The organism is Achromobacter pulmonis (assembly GCF_021733725.1).
Classification (GTDB): Bacteria; Pseudomonadota; Gammaproteobacteria; order Burkholderiales; family Burkholderiaceae_B; genus Achromobacter; species Achromobacter pulmonis.
Genome location: NZ_JAIFOT010000001.1, coordinates 692,201 through 705,885, shown reverse-complemented (window position 1 = coordinate 705,885; position 13,685 = coordinate 692,201). Strand labels below are relative to the sequence as shown.

Genomic DNA, 13,685 nt, shown 5'->3' with positions numbered 1-13,685 from the left:
ATGTTCGCTTTCATACTGCGCCGCCTGTTGCAGGCCGTAGCGGTGATGCTCACCGTCGCGCTGCTGGCCTTCGTGCTTTTCCAATACGTCGGCGACCCTGTCACCATCATGCTGGGACAGGACGCCACCGATGCCGAGCGCATCGAACTGCGTGAGCGCCTGGGCCTGAACCAGCCCGCCATCGTCCAGTTCGGCCATTTCGTGGCCAACGCCGCGCAAGGCAATTTCGGTATTTCCCTGCGCCAGAGCGAACCGGTCTCCAGCCTGCTCAAGTCGCGCCTGCCAGCCACGCTGGAACTGTCCATGGTGGCGGCCCTGCTGGCGCTGGTGGTGGGCGTGCCCCTGGGCGTATACACCGCGCTCAAGCGCAACAGCCTGCTGTCGCAACTGCTGCTGGCCGGCTCGCTGCTTGGGGTGTCGTTGCCGACCTTCCTGATCGGCATCCTGCTGATTCTGGTGTTCTCGGTGCAATTGGGCTGGCTGCCCAGTTACGGCCGCGGCGATACCGTGGCGCTGGGCTGGTGGACCTCCGGGCTGTTCACCGCCAACGGCTGGAAACACCTGATCCTGCCCTCGATCACGCTGTCGCTGTTCCAGATGACGCTGGTGCTGCGGCTGGTGCGCTCGGAGATGCTGGAGGTGCTGCGTTCGGACTACATCAAGTTCGCCCGCGCCCGGGGCCTGAAGCGCCGCGCCATTCATTTCGGCCACGCGCTCAAGAACACCATGGTGCCCGTCATCACCATCACCGGGCTGCAGCTGGGCGGCATCATCGCCTTCGCCATCGTGACCGAAACGGTGTTCCAGTGGCCCGGCATGGGCCTGCTGTTCATCCAGGCGGTGCAATTTGCCGACGTGCCGGTGATGGCCGCGTACCTGTGCCTGATCGCGCTGGTGTTCGTGGTGATCAACCTGATCGTCGATCTTCTGTATTTTGTCGTGGACCCGCGCCTGCGTTCCGGGCTGACCCGCGGCGGAGGTGGCCACTGATGCGTGCCGTACTGAAACGCTGGTGGGACAGCGATATCGCCTGGGCCTGGCGCCGGGCGCCCGTGGCCATCGTCGCCACCGTCATGCTGGCGGCGCTGCTGATCGGCTCGTTCGGCGCCGGCTGGGTGGCGCCGCACAATCCGTTCGACCTGACCCAGGTCGAGTTGCTGGACGCGCTGCTGCCGCCGGCCTGGTCGCCCGACGGCCAGTCGACCTATCTGCTGGGCACCGACAGCCAGGGCCGCGACCTGTATTCGGCCATCCTCTACGGCACTCGCGTGTCGCTGCTGATCGGGCTGGCCTCGGTGCTGCTGTCGATGCTGATCGGTATCGTGCTGGGGCTGGTCTCGGGGTACGCGGGCGGGCGCATCGATGCTTTCATCATGCGCGTCGCCGATGTGCAGTTGTCGTTCCCGGCGATCCTGATCGCGCTCCTGATCGACGGCGTGGCGCGGGCGGCGGTGCCGCGCGAGCTGCACGAGATCATCGCGTTCCCGGTGCTGATCGGCGCCATCGCGCTTGCCGGTTGGCCGCAGTATGCGCGCACGGTGCGCGGTTCGACCCTGGTGGAGAAGAACCGCGAATACGTGCAGGCGGCGCGCGTGATCGGCGTGGCTTCACCCGTCATCATGTTCCGCCATGTGCTGCCCAATGTGTTGGGGCCGGTGCTGGTGCTGGCCACGGTGCATCTGGCGACCGCCATCATCACCGAGGCGACGCTCTCGTTTCTGGGGGTGGGAGTGCCGCCGACAGCGCCGTCGCTGGGCACGCTGATCCGCATCGGCAACGATTTCCTGTTTTCCGGCGAGTGGTGGATCACCATCTTCCCGGGCGCGGCGCTGGTGCTGCTGGTGCTGTCGGTCAACCTGCTGGGTGATTGGCTGCGCGACGCATTGAATCCACGCCTGAACTAGAGATATACCCATGAGCGCATTACTTGAAGTCCGCAACCTGCGCGTCGAGTTTCCGACGCGCCGCGGCACGCTACGCGCCCTGGACGATGTGTCCTTTTCCATCCAGGCGGGTGAAGTCCTGGGCGTGGTGGGGGAATCGGGCGCCGGCAAGTCGCTGACCGGGGCGTCCATCATCGGCCTGCTGGAGCCGCCCGGCCGTATCGCCGGCGGCGAGATCCTGCTGGCCGGCCGCCGCATCGACAACCTGCCCGACGAGCAGATGCGCCGCGTGCGCGGCCGCGAGATCGGGGCGGTGTTCCAGGATCCGCTGACCTCCCTGAACCCGCTGTACACGGTGGGCCGGCAATTGGCCGAGACCATCGTGACGCACCTGGACCTGAGCTGGTCGCAGGCGCGCGACCGGGCGGTCGAGCTGCTGGCGGCGACCGGCATCCCGGCGGCGCGCGAGCGCATCGACCATTACCCGCACCAGTTCTCCGGCGGCATGCGGCAGCGCGTGGTGATCGCGCTGGCGCTGGCGGCCGAGCCCAGGCTGGTGGTGGCCGATGAGCCGACCACGGCGCTGGACGTGTCGATACAGGCCCAGATCATCGAACTGCTCAAGCGCCTGTGCCGCGAGCAGGGCACGGCGGTGATGCTGATCACCCACGACATGGGCGTGATCGCGGAGACGGCCGATCGCGTGGCGGTGATGTACGCGGGCCGGGTGGCCGAGATCGGCCCGGTGCGCGATGTGATCCACCAGCCGCGTCATCCCTATACGGCGGGACTGATGGGATCGATTCCCTCGCTGCAGGGGCATACCGAGCGGCTGGTGCAGATCGACGGCAGCATGCCGCGCCTGAACGCGATTCCGCCAGGCTGTGCCTTCAATCCACGCTGCGGCCGGCGCCTGCCGCGCTGCGGCCACGACCGGCCCGAGTTGATGCCGGCGGGCACGTCCCGCGCGGCCTGTTGGTTGCATGCAAACGAAACCGAGGTGACGGCATGAGCACGCCGCTGGTGCAAGTGAACGACGCGGCGCGCTGGTTCGATGTGTCGCCGCCCTGGCTGGAACGCAAGCTGGCGGGCAAGCCGCGCGTGCTGCTGCGCGCGGTCGATGGCGTGTCGTTCGAGATCAATCGCGGCGAGACGCTGGCGCTGGTGGGCGAGTCGGGCTGTGGCAAGTCGACGGTGGCGCGCATGCTGGTGGGACTGTATGGCCTGACGCGCGGCGACATCCGCTTCGACGGCCAGCCGCTGTCGCGCATGGCGGAGCCGGGCGGGCGCGCGCTGCGCAAGCGGCTGCAGATGATCTTCCAGGACCCGTACGCGAGCCTGAATCCGCGCTGGCGCGTCGGCCGCATCATTGCCGAGCCGATGCTGACGCATACCAAGATGACGCCGGCCGAGCGCATGGCGCGGGTCGGCGACCTGCTCAGCCAGGTGGGGCTGGACCCGGCCGACCAGGGTCGCTATCCGCACCAGTTCTCGGGCGGCCAGCGCCAGCGCATTTCGATTGCGCGGGCGCTGGCGGTGAATCCCGAGTTCCTGGTGTGCGATGAGCCGACCTCGGCGCTGGATGTGTCGGTGCAGGCGCAGGTGCTGAACCTGATGAAGGATCTACAGCGCGAGTTGGGGCTGACCTATCTGTTCATCTCGCACAATCTGGCGGTGGTGCATCACGTGGCCGATCGGGTCGGGGTGATGTATCTCGGGCGGATGGTGGAGGTGGCGCCGCGCGATGAGCTGTTCGCGCGGCCGCGGCATCCGTATACGCGGATGCTGCTGGAGGCGATTCCGGACATCGACGGGGCCGGCAAGCCGCGCACGGCGGTGGCGGGGGAAGTGCCGAATCCGTTGAATCCGCCGTCAGGGTGTACGTTTCATCCGCGCTGTCCGCATGCGAACGAGCGGTGCCGGGCGGAGGCGCCGCAGGCTCGGATGGCGGGGGTAGCGGTTGTGGCTTGCCATGCGGTGGAGGAAGGGCGGATTGCAGTCTGACCCGGTGTTGGCGCCTTGGTGAATTCTTGAGGTGTCTCGCGGCGGGCGGCTCGTCGTGTCCGCCTGCTTTCTCGTTCAGTGGCGGTGGCCGGAATCGTTGTGGTCGTGGACGTGATCGTGGCCGTCGTCTTCGTCCTCTTCGTCTTCGTCGTCTTCCTCGTCCGGGTCGGGCAGGGGCTCCTCGGTCAGGGCGAAGGGCAGCACGTCTTCCAGGCTGTCGGACCAGGCCGACTCTTCGCCGTCGTGGTCCAGCTTGATGAAGCGTTCGCCTTCGTTCAGCGAGATCTGGATGGCCCAGAGGTAGAGGCAGTCGTAGGTGTCGTCGCCGGTCTGGGGCAGGCCGCCGCGATTGCCCAGGAGGCGGGCGCCGGGGCCGCCCAGCTGGACGCGGGTCTGGTCTTCGCCGGGTTCGGCGTTCTCGTCGATGGGCACGCCATAGGTGACCCATTCGGTGCCTTCTTCACCCAGGACCACTTCGGCCAGGACCGGCTTGCCCAGGTAGGCACTGAGGGCGTCGGCGGTCTTGGCGAGCATGTCCAGCTCGGTCGCGCTGAAATGGGTCAGGGAAGGCGGGGGCGTGGCGGAGGCGGACATGGAGGTTCCTGGCGCGATGATGCCGCGGGGACGGCGTTACGAAAAAACAGACGCTATTGTCTCGCGATCGCGCGCGGCTTGCATCCGACGGTTGGATGACGAAGGTGGCGGGTGGCCGCGAGGTTGCTTCAGGCGGGCGCGGCGGCGCGCTTGCGGGCCGTGTCGGGTGACTGGCCGGTCAAGCGCTGGAACATGGCGATGAAGGCCGAAGGGGTGCTGTAGCCGAGTTCGCGTGCCACGGCCTGCACGGGTTGGCCGGCGTCGAGCCGTTCGAGCGCGCTGACCACGCGCAGGCGTTGCCGCCATTCATTGAAGGACATGCCCAAGTGCTGCTGGCAGTGGCGCAGCAGCGTGCGTTCAGTGATGCCGGCGGTGGCGGCCCAATGGGCGGCGCCGCGCTTGTCGCCGGGTTGGCGTTGCAGCGCGGCCAGGACGGACGCCAACACGGGCTCGGTGGTGGACGGCAGATAGCTGGCGTAGACGCGCGCGACGCGGATCTGGTCGATGACGACCTGGGCCAGGCGCCGGTCTTCCGGCGTATCTGGATAGGCGATGCCGCGCCGTTCGAAGTCGGCCAGAATAGCGCGCATGACCGGGCTGATCTCCAGCGTGCACGGCGTGGCGGGCAGGTCGGCGCAGGCGGCGGCGGGGATGTCGATGCAGGCGTAGTGCACTTCGACCTGGTTCTGGCAGCAGTGCGGTACGCCGGGTGGTATCCAGATGGCGTACTGCGGGGGCGACAGGTAGGTCGAGTCCTCGATGCCGATTTCCATGATGCCGGACAGCGCGAAATTCAATTCGCCCCACGGCGAGGCATGGCGCTGGATGCGCGAGTGCGGCAGGAAGTGCAGGATGCGGCAGGCCAGCGGATAGGGCCGCGCCGGGCCGAGGTCGGGCGGGGAAACGGCAGGGGCCATGTCCGAAGTTCGGTGGAGTTTGTCGGTTTTTCATTATATACAGCGAGTCGGACAGATCCTAAACTGGCCAGCCATCTTTCCGCTCTGGCTGTTTTTCCATGACCCGCGCTGCTGTTTCGCCCTCTCCCGCCCGCTATTTGCTGTTTCCGTTGCTGGCGGCGCTGATCTGGTCGGTCAACATGATCGTGACCAAGATGGCGGCCGGCGTGATCGCGCCCGCCGCCATCGGCTTTTACCGCTGGGCGCTGGCGGGGCTGCTGCTGACGCCTTTTGCGTTGCCGGCCGCCTGGCGCCAGCGGCGCGCGCTGTGGCCGTACCTGCCCAAGTTCGCGGTGCTCGGCGGCCTGGGCATGGCGCTGTACCAGGGCCTGGCGTATGTGGCGGCCGGCAGCACCACCGCCACCAATATGGGCATCATCACCGCGATGATTCCGCTGCTGACCATCGCCGTCAGCGCCGTGGTGCTGCGGGAGCGGCCTTCCGTGATGGCGCTGCTGGGCGGCCTGCTGTCGCTGGCGGGATTGGCGCTGTTGATCGGCGAAGGCGATCCGGCGCGGTTGCTGGCGGTGGGCGCGAACCACGGTGACGTGTTGATGGGCGTGGCGGCGCTGGCCTATGCGCTGTACGGCGTGCTGCTGCGGCGCTGGGGCCTGCCGGCCGGGCCGTGGGTGTCGCTGTACGTGCAGGTGGCGTTTGGCGTGCTGTTCCAGTTGCCGGCTTTCCTGATGGCGCCGGCCTCGCCGCTCAATGGCGACAACCTGCCGCTGGTGCTCTATGCCGGCCTGTTCCCGTCGCTGTTCGCGCCGTTCCTGTGGATGCAGGGCGTGCGCCACCTGGGGCCGGCGCGCGCCAGCGTGTTCCTGAACCTGATGCCGGTGGCCACGGTGGCGATCGCGGCGCTGTTCCTGGACGAAAAGCCGCATCTGTTCCATATCGTCGGCGGCGCGATGGCGCTGGCCGGCGTGATGCTGGCACAGATGCGCGCGCCATTCGCCGGCTCACGGCGGGCTCGGGCGGCGTCGTAGGGCGCGGCGGGCGCGGGCCGGGATGCGGCGCGCGCCTGTCCGGGTTCCGGCCTACAATCAACGATTCTTCAGCTTTCTTACCCTATACGAGCCCATGGCCCAATACGTCTACACCATGAACCGCGTCGGCAAGATCGTGCCGCCCAAGCGGCAGATCCTGCGTGACATCTCCCTTTCGTTTTTTCCTGGCGCCAAGATCGGCGTGCTGGGCCTGAACGGCTCGGGCAAGTCGACGCTGCTGAAGATCATGGCGGGTGTGGATCGCGAGATCGAAGGCGAAGCCATCCCCATGCCGGGCCTGAATATCGGCTACCTGCCGCAGGAGCCGCAGCTCAACCCCGAGCACACCGTGCGCCAGGCGGTTGAAGAAGGCCTGGGCGCGGTGGTCACCGCCAAGAAGCGCCTGGACGAGGTCTACGCCGCCTACGCCGAGCCGGACGCCGACTTCGACGCGCTGGCCGCCGAGCAGGCCGAGCTGGAAGCCATCATCGCGGCCGCCGCTTCCAGCGGCGCCGACGACATCGAGCATCAGATGGAAATCGCCGCCGACGCGCTGCGCCTGCCGCCTTGGGATGCCATCGTCGGCAACCTGTCCGGCGGTGAAAAGCGCCGCGTGGCGCTGTGCCGCCTGCTGCTGTCCAAGCCCGACATGCTGCTGCTGGACGAACCGACCAACCACCTGGATGCCGAAAGCGTCGAATGGCTGGAACAGTTCCTGCACAAGTTCCCGGGCACCGTCGTGGGCGTGACCCACGATCGCTACTTCCTGGACAACGCGGCCGAGTGGATCCTCGAACTGGATCGCGGCTACGGCATCCCCTGGAAGGGCAATTACAGCTCGTGGCTGGAACAGAAGGAAGACCGCCTCAAGCAGGAAGAGTCGTCCGAATCGGCCCGCCAGAAGACCATCAAGAAAGAACTGGAGTGGGTGCGCCAGAACCCGAAGGGCCGCCAGGCCAAGGCCAAGGCGCGCCTGGCCCGCTTCGAGGAACTGTCGTCCTACGAATACCAGAAGCGCAACGAAACCCAGGAAATCTTCATTCCGGTGGGTGAGCGCCTGGGCAACGAGGTCATCGAATTCAACAACGTCAGCAAGGCCTACGGCGACCGCCTGCTGATCGACAACCTCAGCTTCAAGGTGCCGCCGGGCGCCATCGTCGGCATCATCGGCGCCAACGGCGCCGGTAAGTCGACGCTGTTCCGCATGATCGCGGGCCGCGAGCAGCCCGATTCGGGCGAAGTGAAGATCGGCCAGACCGTCAAGCTGGCCTACGTCGACCAGTCGCGCGATGCGCTCGAAGACAAGAAGACCGTGTTCGACGCGGTCGCCGACGGCGCTGACCTGCTCACCGTGGGCAAGTTCGAAATGTCCTCGCGCGCCTACCTGGGCCGCTTCAACTTCAAGGGCGGCGACCAGAACAAGGTGGTCGGCCAACTGTCGGGGGGTGAACGCGGCCGCCTGCACATGGCCAAGACGCTGATCGCCGGCGGCAACGTGCTGCTGCTGGACGAACCGTCCAACGACCTCGACGTCGAAACGCTGCGCGCGCTCGAAGACGCGCTGCTGGAGTTCCCCGGCAGCGTCATGGTCATCAGCCACGATCGCTGGTTCCTGGACCGTATCGCCACGCACATCCTGGCCTTCGAAGGCGATTCGCAAGTGGTGTTCTTCGACGGCAACTACCAGGAGTACGAAGCCGACAAGAAGCGCCGCCTGGGCGAAGAGGGCGCCAAGCCCAAGCGCCTGCGCTACAAGGCGCTGAAGTAAGCGCGCCTGCCAGTCAGCCTGAGAATCCCGGCCATTGCGCCGGGATTTTTTTTTGCCGGCCTGGGCCCGGGTGACGGTCCTGGCGCCAGGCAGGCAGACCGGCGAGCCTGCCGCGATATCATGAGCGCTATGGCGTCGCGCAGGCGGTGGCCCGCCGATGCGGCGCGATCAGGCCGTTCTCAAGATTCCAGGAGATCCCCATGCTGCTGCAAGCTTCCGATTCCACGCTGCTCATCGTCGATATGCAGGGGCGCCTGATGCCGGCGATCCACGACGGCGACGCGGTGGTGGCGGCCAACGCCAAGCTGGCGCGGGCCGCGCGGCTGCTGGAGGTGCCGGTGGTCGCCACCGAGCATCACGGCAAGATGCTCGGTGTCACGGTGGCGCCGCTGGCCGAACTGGTGCAGTCCACCTTCCAGAAGATGCACTTCGCGGCCACGCGCGAACGCGGCTTCGATGCCTGGCTGCCGGCCGCGCGCAAAACCGTGCTGGTCACCGGTTGCGAGGCGCACATCTGCGTGTTGCAGACCGTCATCGGCCTGACTGAAATGGGCTACAAGGCGGTGCTGGTGACCGATGCGGCCGGCTCGCGCAAGCCCGCCGACCACCATGCCGCGCTGCGCCGCGCGCGTGCCCATGGCGCCGAGATCGTCACCACCGAAATGGCGATCTTCGAATGGATGGAAACTTGCGAGCATGCGCGGTTTCGGGACGTGTTACGTCTGGTCAAATAGGGGGTGCCAGCTGCAACATTGTCCCGGGGAGTCGCAAAGATTCCCTCGCCCTTTGACACAATTCCTGGGCAAACTTCACACCCCGCGCACGGATATTTTGCGATCCTGGAGATTCCAAACCCATAAGGGGTATCGTGCGCTCGCGTCAGGACTCAGGTGCGGCCCCGGGGACAAGAATAGGAGCCTCATCATGAAAATCGCATCTCTTTCCAAAATCTGTGTCGCTGTGGCCATGACCGCCGCAATGGCGGGATGCTCGTCGTGGGACAGCATGAGCCACCGTCAGAAAAGCACGGTGGGCGGTGCGGCGCTCGGCGGTGTGGCGGGTGCTGTCATCACCAATGGCGGCATCCTGGGCACGGTGGGGGGCGCGGCCATCGGCGGTGTCATTGGCGACCAGGTGGGCAAGCACTGAGCCACGGCGCCCCGCGCCGCCGCCTGTGCGACGGCGCCAGACGCAAAAACGCCCGGCATCGCCGGGCGTTTTTCGTTGCGGGCGCCGCGAGCGCCCGAGTCCGGCGCCGGCCAGCGGCGCGCGGAACGCTTCAAGACTCGCTTTGCGGCATCTCGATCTTCACTTCCAGGACTTCCAGGGTGTCCTGGCGTTCCAGGTGCACCTTGATGTCTTCGGGATTGATCTTCACGTACTTCGAGATCACCGCGATCAGCTCCTGCTGCAATTGCGGCAGGTAGTCGGGCGAGTCGCCGCGGCCCCGCTCGTGGGCCAGGATGATCTGCAACCGTTCCTTGGCGACGGACGCGGAAGTTTTCTTTTGACCAAGCAGAAACGACAGGAAGGACATTGCTTACTTGCCTCCGAACAGGCGCTTCAGGAAACCCGGCTTTTCATAATCGGTAAAGCGCAGGGCCTTGTCTTCGCCCAGGTAGCGGGCCACGACGTCTTTGTAGGCCTCGGAGACGTCGGTGTCTTTCAGGTGGATGGCGGGCAGGCCCTGGTTGGAGGCTTGCAGCACGGCTTCGGATTCGGGAATGACGCCGATCAGCTTGATGCGCAGGATGTCCTCGATGTCGCCCAGCGACAGCATTTCGCCGTCGACCACGCGCTTGGGGTTGTAGCGCGTCAGCAGCAGGTATTCCTTGACCGGTTCGTCACCCTCGACGGCGCGCTTGGACTTGGCCGCCAGGATGCCCAGGATGCGGTCGGAGTCGCGTACCGACGAAACCTCGGGGTTGGTCACGACCAGTGCGTCGTCGGCGAAATAGGCCGCCATCAGCGCGCCGGTTTCGATGCCGGCGGGCGAGTCGCAGACGATGTAGTCGAAGCCCATTTCCTTCAGGTCGTTGATGACCTTTTCCACGCCTTCCTGCGTCAGCGCATCCTTGTCGCGCGTCTGCGAGGCCGGCAGGATGAACAGGTTTTCAAGCTGCTTGTCCTTGATCAGCGCCTGGTTGAGCGTGGCTTCGCCCTGGATCACGTTGACGAAGTCGTACACCACGCGGCGCTCGCAGCCCATGATGAGATCGAGGTTGCGCAGGCCGACATCGAAGTCGATGACAGCGGTCTTGTGGCCCCGCATCGCGAGGCCCGCGGAAAAACTGGCGCTCGTCGTGGTTTTGCCCACGCCGCCTTTGCCGGAAGTCACCACAACAATGCGTGTCATGACGATCAAACCCTTATGTTCGAATAAATCGCGTTATCGTAAAGCAAAAAGCCCGTGTAAGGCTTCTTACAGAATGTGTTGAATGCGCGCGGATTGCGTTGATGCAACCGTGGCTTGCAGGAACGGCCCGGGCCGGGATCGGCGGCGCCCATCATGGGGCCGCGGCGCGGGTGCGCCATGTCAGGCTTTCAGCGCCTCGATGCGCAGGGTATCGCCGTCCAGGCGCACCAGCGCGGGCTGGTTGTGCAGCGACCGGTCCAGCTTGTCCTCCACCACGCGGTACACGCCGGCCACGGCCAGCAGTTCGGCATCCAGATGCGTGGTGAAGATGCGTGCCGAGGTGTCGCCGCGCGCGCCGGCCATGGCCTTGCCGCGCAGCGGGCCGTACACGTGCACGTTGCCGTCGGCGATGACTTCGGCGCCCTGGCTCACCATGCCGATCACGACCAGGTCGGTATGGCGCGCATAGACCCGTTGGCCCGAGCGCAGCGGCCGGGTAATGACCAGGGCCGACGAAGACTGGGGCGCGGCCGGCGTCGGGCTGGGCGCCGACGTGGTGCTGGCGGCGGCGCGCCCGGGCAGCGGATCGGCGGCTTGGGCGGGTTGCTCCGCGGCCTTGTCCTTTGCCTGGCCGGCGTCGATGGCGCCTTCGGCGGCGGCAGAGGGTGTGGCAGTGGGGGCGGGCGCGATCTCGACCGCGGCCGCCGGCACGGACGGCACCGGCGTCGCCACGTCGTTGGGCGGCGCGGTGTCGATCACTTGCGCCGGCCGGGCCGAAGGGGTGGACAGTTCCACGGGCGTCAGGCCGGCGGCGCGGGCCGCGTCCAGGTTGGCGCCCTCGGCCACCACGCCGATGGGGGGCAGGTTGTGCGCGCGCAGGGCGGCGACCAGCGCGTCCCAGTCAATGGTCTCTTCGACGCGGCTGGCGTCGACGACCACGGGCTCGTTCTCGAAGAAACTGCCGGCATCGGCCATGCGCTTGGCCAGCGCGGCGTTCAGGCGCTCGGGGTCGGCGCTGTGCAGGACCACCCGGATGGCATACAGGGTGGCGCTCTTGAAGTCCAGGGCTAGGGATTCAGTGTTCATCTTGATTGGGGCTGGCGGTTCGGGGCGCCTGGAAGGGGCGCGCGCAACCGGCTGCGGAATGTCGGGCATGATAACCCGCCGCGGGCCCGCGCAATCGCTTCGCCAAGGGGAAAAACCCCGGGCTGTGCGGGGGATAGCGGCGCGGCCGGCCCTGGAAAACCGACCGCGCGGCGGATCAACCCTGCGCCCAGGAATCCCGCAACGTCACCACGCGGTTCAGCACCGGCTTTTCCGCCGTCGAGTCCTTGAGATCGGCGGTGAAGTAGCCCAGGCGCTCGAACTGCCAGGTGGCCCCCGGCGTGGCGATCGTGCCCGGCTCCAGCCAGGCGGTTACCGTCTGCTTGGAGTTCGGGTTCAGGCAAGCGATGAAGTCCTTGTCGCCGCCGTCCGGGCGCGGGTCCGCGAACAGGCGGTCGTACAGGTGGATCTGCGCCGGCACCGCATGGGCGGCGCTGACCCAGGTGATATTGCCCTTGACCTTGACGCTGTCCGCGCCCGGCGTGCCGCTCTTGGTGTCCGGCAGGTACTCGGCCTGCACTTCGACCACCTCGCCCGCCTCGTTCTTGGTGAAGCCGGTGCAGCGCACCACATAACCGTACTTCAGGCGCACCGTGTTGCCCGGGAACAGGCGGAAATACTTCTTCGGCGCTTCCTCGCGGAAATCGTCGCGCTCGATCCAGAGTTCGCGCGACAGCGGGAATTCGCGCACGCCGGCATCCGGATCGTGCGGATTGCGCGGCGCCGTGCAGAGCTCGGTCTGGCCTTCCGGATAGTTGGTGATGACCAGCTTGAGCGGGTCCAGCACCGCCACCGAGCGCGGCGCGATCGGATCCAGGTCGTCGCGCACGGCCTGTTCCAGCAGGCTGTAGTCGATGCGCGAATCCGACTTCGACACCGCCGTGCGGTCGCAGAACAGGCGGATCGAGGCCGGGGTGTAGCCACGGCGGCGCAGGCCGAAAATGGTCGGCATGCGCGGATCGTCCCAGCCGTCCACGTGGCCTTCGCGCACCAGTTGCAGCAGCTTGCGCTTGCTGGTGACCACGTAGCTCAGGTTCAGGCGGGCGAATTCGTACTGGTGCGGCAGCGGCCGGGCCAGCTTGCCCAGTTCCGCCAGGCGTTCCAGGATCCAGTCATAGAACGGCCGCTGGTCTTCGAACTCCAGCGTGCAGACGCTGTGGGTGATGCCTTCGAGCGCATCCTCGACCGGGTGGGCCCAGCTGTACATCGGGTAGATGCACCACTGGTTGCCGGTGCGGTGGTGGGTGGCGTGGCGCACGCGGTACATGACCGGGTCGCGCAGGTTGATGTTGGGCGAGGCCATGTTGATCTTGGCACGCAGCACCAGGCTGCCGTCCGGGTGCTTGCCGTCGCGCATCTCGCGCAGCAGCGCGATCGACTCGGCGGCCGGGCGGTTGCGCCAGGGCGAGTCGGTGCCGGGTTCGGTCAGGGTGCCGCGGTTGGCGCGGATCTCGTCGGGGCTCTGTTCGTCGACATAGGCGTGGCCGGCCTCGACCAGCGCCTCGGCGAATTCATACATGTAGCCGAAGTAGTCGCTGGCGAAATACAGGTTGTCGCGGCCATCGGCCTTCCAGTCGAAGCCGAGCCAATGCACCGCCTCGATGATGGCGTCAACGTATTCCTGGTCTTCCTTCTCGGGGTTGGTGTCGTCAAAGCGCAGGTGACAGACACCGCCGAAGTCGCGGGCCAGGCCGAAGTTCACGCAGATGCTCTTGGCGTGGCCGATGTGCAGGTAGCCGTTGGGCTCCGGCGGAAAACGGGTGCGGATCTTTGCCGGATCGGGCTCGCCCTGCTGCTGCACGGCGGCCGGCCCAGGCTTGCCCGCCCAACGCTTGCCCTGGAAGCGGTTGGCTTGCAGGTCGTCTTCAACGATGTTGAGCAGGAAATTTGATGCGGCGGGGGTCGGCGTCGTGGCGGAGGTCATTCTTGAAAGAATAGGAAAAAGCAGCGACAAAGCGTCAATTTTGCCACGTTCCCGCGGCGAGCCCTTTTTGGCCCGCTGCAAGCGGTTTCAAACCGGCCCCCATTGTCATG

The 13,685-nt window shown here is 66.7% G+C and carries 14 protein-coding genes; 8 read left to right on the top strand and 6 right to left on the bottom strand.

What is annotated here, in order from left to right:
- From K2W61_RS03270 to K2W61_RS03255, 4 genes are read left to right on the top strand one after another with little or no spacing between them, the layout of a single operon-like run.
- A complete protein-coding gene (locus tag K2W61_RS03270; protein WP_175131215.1) occupies positions 1-990 on the top strand; it encodes an ABC transporter permease in 990 nt (329 codons plus the stop codon).
- Positions 990-1,904: an ABC transporter permease gene (locus K2W61_RS03265; RefSeq protein WP_175131216.1), complete on the top strand. Its 915-nt coding sequence runs from the start codon at positions 990-992 to the stop codon at positions 1,902-1,904. Before K2W61_RS03270 ends, K2W61_RS03265 begins: the two co-directional genes overlap by 1 nt.
- Before the next feature lie 10 nt (positions 1,905-1,914).
- Positions 1,915-2,895: an ABC transporter ATP-binding protein gene (locus K2W61_RS03260; RefSeq protein WP_236755044.1), complete on the top strand. Its 981-nt coding sequence runs from the start codon at positions 1,915-1,917 to the stop codon at positions 2,893-2,895.
- Positions 2,892-3,887 (top strand): ABC transporter ATP-binding protein, encoded by a 996-nt coding sequence (locus K2W61_RS03255; RefSeq protein WP_175131218.1) that lies wholly within the window; start codon positions 2,892-2,894, stop codon positions 3,885-3,887. Before K2W61_RS03260 ends, K2W61_RS03255 begins: the two co-directional genes overlap by 4 nt.
- A 75-nt stretch (positions 3,888-3,962) precedes the next feature.
- On the opposite strand, the gene K2W61_RS03250 is transcribed toward K2W61_RS03255, so the two are convergent.
- On the bottom strand, positions 3,963-4,481 hold the full coding sequence (locus K2W61_RS03250) for a hypothetical protein (RefSeq protein WP_175131219.1): 519 nt from the start codon (positions 4,479-4,481) through the stop codon (positions 3,963-3,965).
- Between the two features lie 128 nt (positions 4,482-4,609).
- Positions 4,610-5,398: an AraC family transcriptional regulator gene (locus K2W61_RS03245; protein ID WP_175131220.1), complete on the bottom strand. Its 789-nt coding sequence runs from the start codon at positions 5,396-5,398 to the stop codon at positions 4,610-4,612.
- A gap of 98 nt (positions 5,399-5,496) precedes the next feature.
- Between K2W61_RS03245 and K2W61_RS03240 the strand changes: the two genes are divergently transcribed.
- The 4 genes from K2W61_RS03240 to K2W61_RS03225 all read left to right on the top strand — a co-directional run bounded on the left by K2W61_RS03240 (position 5,497) and on the right by K2W61_RS03225 (position 9,340).
- Positions 5,497-6,423: a DMT family transporter gene (locus K2W61_RS03240; protein WP_236755043.1), complete on the top strand. Its 927-nt coding sequence runs from the start codon at positions 5,497-5,499 to the stop codon at positions 6,421-6,423.
- Between the two features lie 94 nt (positions 6,424-6,517).
- Positions 6,518-8,191 carry an energy-dependent translational throttle protein EttA gene (gene ettA / locus K2W61_RS03235; RefSeq protein ID WP_175131222.1) on the top strand — a complete coding sequence of 558 codons (1,674 nt, stop codon included), beginning with the start codon at positions 6,518-6,520 and terminating at the stop codon, positions 8,189-8,191.
- Between the two features lie 200 nt (positions 8,192-8,391).
- Positions 8,392-8,925: an isochorismatase family protein gene (locus K2W61_RS03230; protein ID WP_175140963.1), complete on the top strand. Its 534-nt coding sequence runs from the start codon at positions 8,392-8,394 to the stop codon at positions 8,923-8,925.
- Positions 8,926-9,115: 190 nt separating this feature from the next.
- Entirely contained in the window at positions 9,116-9,340 is a 225-nt protein-coding gene (locus tag K2W61_RS03225) for a glycine zipper 2TM domain-containing protein (protein WP_175131224.1), read from the top strand.
- A 130-nt stretch (positions 9,341-9,470) separates the two neighbouring features.
- Here K2W61_RS03225 and minE read toward each other — a convergent pair whose 3' ends face one another.
- The 4 genes from minE to K2W61_RS03205 all read right to left on the bottom strand — a co-directional run bounded on the left by minE (position 9,471) and on the right by K2W61_RS03205 (position 13,575).
- Positions 9,471-9,728, bottom strand: coding sequence for a cell division topological specificity factor MinE (minE, locus tag K2W61_RS03220; RefSeq protein WP_006393143.1), 258 nt, complete (start codon positions 9,726-9,728; stop codon positions 9,471-9,473).
- 3 nt (positions 9,729-9,731) lie between these two features.
- The gene (gene minD / locus K2W61_RS03215) at positions 9,732-10,547 is read right to left on the bottom strand and encodes a septum site-determining protein MinD (RefSeq protein WP_175131225.1); all 816 of its coding nucleotides are present in this window, start codon (positions 10,545-10,547) and stop codon (positions 9,732-9,734) included.
- 180 nt (positions 10,548-10,727) lie between these two features.
- Complete coding sequence (gene minC, locus K2W61_RS03210) at positions 10,728-11,633, bottom strand: septum site-determining protein MinC (RefSeq protein WP_175131226.1); 906 nt, start codon at positions 11,631-11,633, stop codon at positions 10,728-10,730.
- Positions 11,634-11,808: 175 nt separating this feature from the next.
- Positions 11,809-13,575, bottom strand: coding sequence for a glutamine--tRNA ligase/YqeY domain fusion protein (locus K2W61_RS03205; RefSeq protein WP_175131227.1), 1,767 nt, complete (start codon positions 13,573-13,575; stop codon positions 11,809-11,811).
- Positions 13,576-13,685 lie beyond the last annotated feature (110 nt).

Coding starts and splice junctions, on each gene's coding strand:
- K2W61_RS03270 (WP_175131215.1), top strand. CDS start 1: ATGTTCGCTTTCATACTGCGCCGCCTGTTGCAGGCCGTAGCGGTGATG.
- K2W61_RS03265 (WP_175131216.1), top strand. CDS start 990: ATGCGTGCCGTACTGAAACGCTGGTGGGACAGCGATATCGCCTGGGCC.
- K2W61_RS03260 (WP_236755044.1), top strand. CDS start 1,915: ATGAGCGCATTACTTGAAGTCCGCAACCTGCGCGTCGAGTTTCCGACG.
- K2W61_RS03255 (WP_175131218.1), top strand. CDS start 2,892: ATGAGCACGCCGCTGGTGCAAGTGAACGACGCGGCGCGCTGGTTCGAT.
- K2W61_RS03250 (WP_175131219.1), bottom strand. CDS start 4,481: ATGTCCGCCTCCGCCACGCCCCCGCCTTCCCTGACCCATTTCAGCGCG.
- K2W61_RS03245 (WP_175131220.1), bottom strand. CDS start 5,398: ATGGCCCCTGCCGTTTCCCCGCCCGACCTCGGCCCGGCGCGGCCCTAT.
- K2W61_RS03240 (WP_236755043.1), top strand. CDS start 5,497: ATGACCCGCGCTGCTGTTTCGCCCTCTCCCGCCCGCTATTTGCTGTTT.
- ettA (WP_175131222.1), top strand. CDS start 6,518: ATGGCCCAATACGTCTACACCATGAACCGCGTCGGCAAGATCGTGCCG.
- K2W61_RS03230 (WP_175140963.1), top strand. CDS start 8,392: ATGCTGCTGCAAGCTTCCGATTCCACGCTGCTCATCGTCGATATGCAG.
- K2W61_RS03225 (WP_175131224.1), top strand. CDS start 9,116: ATGAAAATCGCATCTCTTTCCAAAATCTGTGTCGCTGTGGCCATGACC.
- minE (WP_006393143.1), bottom strand. CDS start 9,728: ATGTCCTTCCTGTCGTTTCTGCTTGGTCAAAAGAAAACTTCCGCGTCC.
- minD (WP_175131225.1), bottom strand. CDS start 10,547: ATGACACGCATTGTTGTGGTGACTTCCGGCAAAGGCGGCGTGGGCAAA.
- minC (WP_175131226.1), bottom strand. CDS start 11,633: ATGAACACTGAATCCCTAGCCCTGGACTTCAAGAGCGCCACCCTGTAT.
- K2W61_RS03205 (WP_175131227.1), bottom strand. CDS start 13,575: ATGACCTCCGCCACGACGCCGACCCCCGCCGCATCAAATTTCCTGCTC.